Raw genomic sequence first — 4000 nt, forward strand, 5'->3', positions numbered from 1 at the left:
GCAGGGGATTTCCGGCAAAGGCACTAAAGTTCATGGTGTAGGGTGAATGTTCGTACCCCGTTGGCCCCAGTGGCAAAACTTGCCATAAGGTTTGACCACTGCTACCTAAGAAATCCACGAACTCGTAAGCTGATTTTCCTAAATCACCAATACCAAATCGACTGGGCAGACAGGTGGGGTGTAGCAAAATTCCACTAGCACGTTGAAAAGTCATGGTGATTTTTTGGTTAAAGATTAAAATCAACAATGATTCTTACCATAAAACAATTTTTAAAAAGACTCAAGGTGGAGTTCAATAACATTAGTTCAAGTTAATAAGACCTCAGATAGATGTCAAAACCAGGTAAATATTAGATGAATAACTGCTCTATTAAAAGCCGTTAGTTCAGGTTTAAATTAACTTTCAGTCTCGGTAAGAAAATGTCATCAGAAATAGACGTATTGTCCTTATTCCCCCTTTGGAAGGAGTAGGCTTTTTGGCGTGATTTCTATAATTCCTTCTGGAACAAGTAGAGGGAGACGGTGCTGTAATGCTACCTACCACAGGAAGACGAAGGGTTCAGATTGAGGGAGTCTCGCCAGAAATTGATGGGGGTCGTTTTCCGATTAAGCGGACAGTCGGCGAAAAAGTCCACCTTGAAGTTGATATGTTCTGTGATAGTCATGATGCGATCGCAGGATTGATTTTATACCGTCCAGAATCCTCCCAACAGTGGCAGGAAGCTCCCCTATCTCCCTTAGTCAATGACCGATGGCAAGGGGAATTCACCGTTTCTGAACTGGGTTCCTATGTTTACACGGTTATGGGTTGGGTCGATCATTTTAAGTCTTGGCGGCGAGACTTAACCAAGAAGCTGGACGCTGGACAGGATGTATCGATTGATTGGCTCATTGGGGCAGAATTGGTTGAAAAAGCGAGTCAGCGAGCGTCTACTGAGGATGTCCAAGCGTTAAAAGACTGGGCGGCAAAACTGAATTCTGAAGAGAAGCACAGCCTCGTCCTCATGCCAGACAACACGCTGTCAGACGCTCTCATCGTCCTCATGGACAAGTACCCCGACCGAGAACTCGCGACCCTTTATGAAAACCTCCTCAAAATTACAGTAGACCGAGAAAAAGCCCGGTTTAGTACCTGGTACGAAATGTTTCCCCGTTCCTGTGGGACTCCTGGCAAGCACGGCACGTTTGCAGACTGCGAAGCTCGCCTTCCTTATATTGCAAGCATGGGTTTCGATGTCCTCTACCTGCCCCCTATTCACCCGATTGGACTCAAGTTTCGTAAAGGCAAAAATAACGCCACCCAAGCTGAGTTAGAAGATGTGGGCGTCCCTTGGGGAATCGGTGGCCCAGAAGGCGGACACAAAGTCGTAAACCCGCAATTGGGAACTCTAGAAGACTTTCACAAGTTTGCCCTCAAAGCCGCTGAGTATGGAATTGAACTCGCCTTAGATATCGCTTACCAATGCTCTCCCGACCATCCCTACGTGCAGAAGCATCCCCAATGGTTTAAGCACAGACCGGATGGCTCCATTCAGTATGCAGAAAATCCACCGAAAAAATATCAAGATATTTACCCGATTGACTTTGAAAGTGAAGAATGGCAGAGCCTTTGGGAAGAACTCAAAAGCATCGTTCAGTTCTGGATTGACCAAGGGATACGTATCTTCCGAGTGGACAATCCTCATACTAAAGCCTTCCCCTTTTGGGAGTGGATGATTGGGGAAATCAAGCAAGCTTATCCCGATACCATCTTCCTGGCAGAAGCCTTTACCCGCCCCAAAATGATGTATCGCCTTGCCAAGATGGGCTTTACCCAATCCTATACCTATTTCACTTGGCGCAATACTAAATCGGAGTTGACTCGGTACTTGCAGGAACTCACGCAGACAGACGTTCATGAGTTCTTCCGACCCAACTTTTGGCCTAATACTCCAGATATTTTGCCTGAGTTTCTTCAGCTCGGTGGACAACCTGCTTTTATTATCAGGCTAATTCTAGCTGGCACACTCACAGCCAGCTACGGAATTTATGGGCTAGCGTTTGAACTGTGTGAAAACCGACCGCTGAAAGAGGGAAGCGAAGAATATTTAGATTCGGAGAAATATCAGATCCGAAATTGGGATTTAGATAGTCCTGATAGCATCAAAGATGTGATTGCACGAGTCAATTGTATTCGTCATACACATCCTGCGTTGCAGAGTAACAAGAGTTTGAGATTTCATGAAATCGATAACGAGGAAGTGATTTGCTATAGCAAGCAGGCTGAGGGTGAGTATGAAGAAACGGGTCTGAAATCCGATTTGATAGTCGTGGTTGTCAACCTGAATCCTTACCATACGCAATCGGGAAGAATCTGTTTGCCCCTAGAGTCCTTAGGGCTTAAACCCAAACAACCTTACCAGCTCCACGACTTGCTCAAGGATACCCAATATAGCTGTCGGGGGGAATTTTTCCATGTCGAACTCAATCCTCAAGTAAATCCAGCTCATATTTTCTGGGTGAAGCAGTACGTATCACCGAGTACTCGCCCAATGTGGGATGGCAACTATATTGCACCAGAGGAATATGTCTGAATCAGGTTGTATCTGCATTGATGAAGTTATGCTGGACAGCTTCACCGCTTTATACACACAGTATTCGATTTGTCAATGGTTAAGTCCTACATGCTTCCCTTCGGGACGCAACGCGAGCGCAAACGCTAATGCTGGTGCTAGAGATGCGATCGCTCTGTTGCCACTCGTCTAACGTGTCACACTAGAAACAAAGATTCGGGAAAATCTCAGGAGGCTTGGTTTATGACAATCTCCATCGAGAAAAAGGTTTGGACAGATGAGGAATTTTTGGCATTGTCCAAAGATGGACATCGCTATGAATTGGTGAATGGGGAGCTTGTGGATATGGGCAATTCAGGGATGGAGCATGGTGAAATTGGCTCATTTCTAGGGGGTCTTCTGGCAATATATGTTCGGCAGCACAAATTGGGAACGGTTTGTGATTCCAGTACAGCGTTTACCTTAAAGAACGGCAACAAGCGGTCGCCCGATGTATCTTTCGTCTCTAAAGAACGGCTCAAGGGCTTAAAGCGTCCCCTCCGTGGTTTCTTTCAAGGTTCTCCTGATCTGGCGGTTGAAATTCTCTCTCCCAGCAACACGGTTGAGGAAATCCATGAAAAGATTGTGGAATATTTTGACAACGATACTCGCTTAGTCTGGGTGATTCATCCCGATGAAAAATATGTTCTGGTTTACCATTCGCCTGAACCCGATCACTTCCTTCGTTCTCAAGATGCGCTAGAGGGTGAAGCGATCGTTCCTGGCTTTTCAATGTCTGTTGCCGAACTGTTTGAAGAGTGGGATTTTTAGAGATCACTCATCGCCCTTCCTTCGTCTCAACGCGCTAGCCTCACTCTATCTGTCGAGTTCCAAGCAACAGCGATCAAAACCAGCAACCTTTAGCTCTAACTCACCTCTAAACTAAACCCCGGCAAAACATCCTCCCCCGACAACATCACAGGAATTCCCACCACTTCCACCTCTTGCCCTATTCGATCAATCTCTACCTGCCGATCCTTAGAATTAATCAGCCAACCCAACCGCAACCCACTCGATCGCACCAACCCTACTGACTCGTTGCCCTATCCCTAGTGCCGTCTGCTGTCTGCCTGATTTTTCAGCTAGAGGTAAGTCGAAATACTTATTCCTCTTGAGAGTTGAATGCCTGAGATTAGCTGCTGCAACATGGCTGCTGAGTCTAAAAAAATTTAAGAGCTAAAATCGCTTCCATGCAAAAGCCTCATTCGCTTATAAAGGACGACCCGCTGTGGTTTAAAAACGCCATTATTTACGAAGTACCTGTTCGCGCCTTTGCTGATAGTAATGCTGACGGTATTGGTGACTTTCGGGGACTCACTGAAAAACTGGATTACTTGCAAGATCTGGGAGTGACGGCAGTTTGGTTGCTGCCATTCTTCCCCAGTCCGCTGCGGGATGATGGCTACGAT

General features: G+C 46.2%; 5 protein-coding genes and 1 pseudogene. 4 read left to right on the forward strand and 2 right to left on the reverse strand.

The genetic code is table 11. The features are described from left to right. Positions 1 to 214 (reverse strand): 4-alpha-glucanotransferase (locus V6C93_RS30290; protein WP_333480394.1); only part of this gene is annotated, 214 nt, incomplete at its 3' end. 316 nt (positions 215 to 530) lie between these two features. Here V6C93_RS30290 and V6C93_RS30295 point away from each other — a divergent pair. Genes V6C93_RS30295 through V6C93_RS30305 form a run of 3 tightly spaced genes read left to right on the forward strand, consistent with a single transcriptional unit; the run spans position 531 to position 3362 of the window. Then, a complete protein-coding gene (locus V6C93_RS30295) occupies positions 531 to 2573 on the forward strand; it encodes an alpha-1,4-glucan--maltose-1-phosphate maltosyltransferase (protein ID WP_333480395.1) in 2043 nt (680 codons plus the stop codon). Continuing rightward, positions 2566 to 2745: a hypothetical protein gene (locus V6C93_RS30300; protein WP_333480396.1), complete on the forward strand. Its 180-nt coding sequence runs from the start codon at positions 2566 to 2568 to the stop codon at positions 2743 to 2745. Before V6C93_RS30295 ends, V6C93_RS30300 begins: the two co-directional genes overlap by 8 nt. Before the next feature lie 50 nt (positions 2746 to 2795). Next, positions 2796 to 3362, forward strand: coding sequence for a Uma2 family endonuclease (locus V6C93_RS30305; RefSeq protein WP_333480397.1), 567 nt, complete (start codon positions 2796 to 2798; stop codon positions 3360 to 3362). 95 nt (positions 3363 to 3457) lie between these two features. Here the strand turns inward: V6C93_RS30305 and V6C93_RS30310 are convergent. Continuing rightward, a pseudogene (locus tag V6C93_RS30310) lies at positions 3458 to 3607 on the reverse strand (Uma2 family endonuclease); the annotation flags it as partial. A 174-nt stretch (positions 3608 to 3781) separates the two neighbouring features. On the opposite strand from V6C93_RS30310, the gene V6C93_RS30315 reads away from it, so the two are divergent. After that, positions 3782 to 4000, forward strand: a 219-nt coding sequence (locus tag V6C93_RS30315) for an alpha-amylase family glycosyl hydrolase (protein ID WP_333480398.1), incomplete at its 3' end; no start/stop codon positions are given.

It is taken from the genome of Allocoleopsis sp. (assembly GCF_036703385.1).
GTDB lineage: Bacteria > Cyanobacteriota > Cyanobacteriia > Cyanobacteriales > Coleofasciculaceae > Allocoleopsis.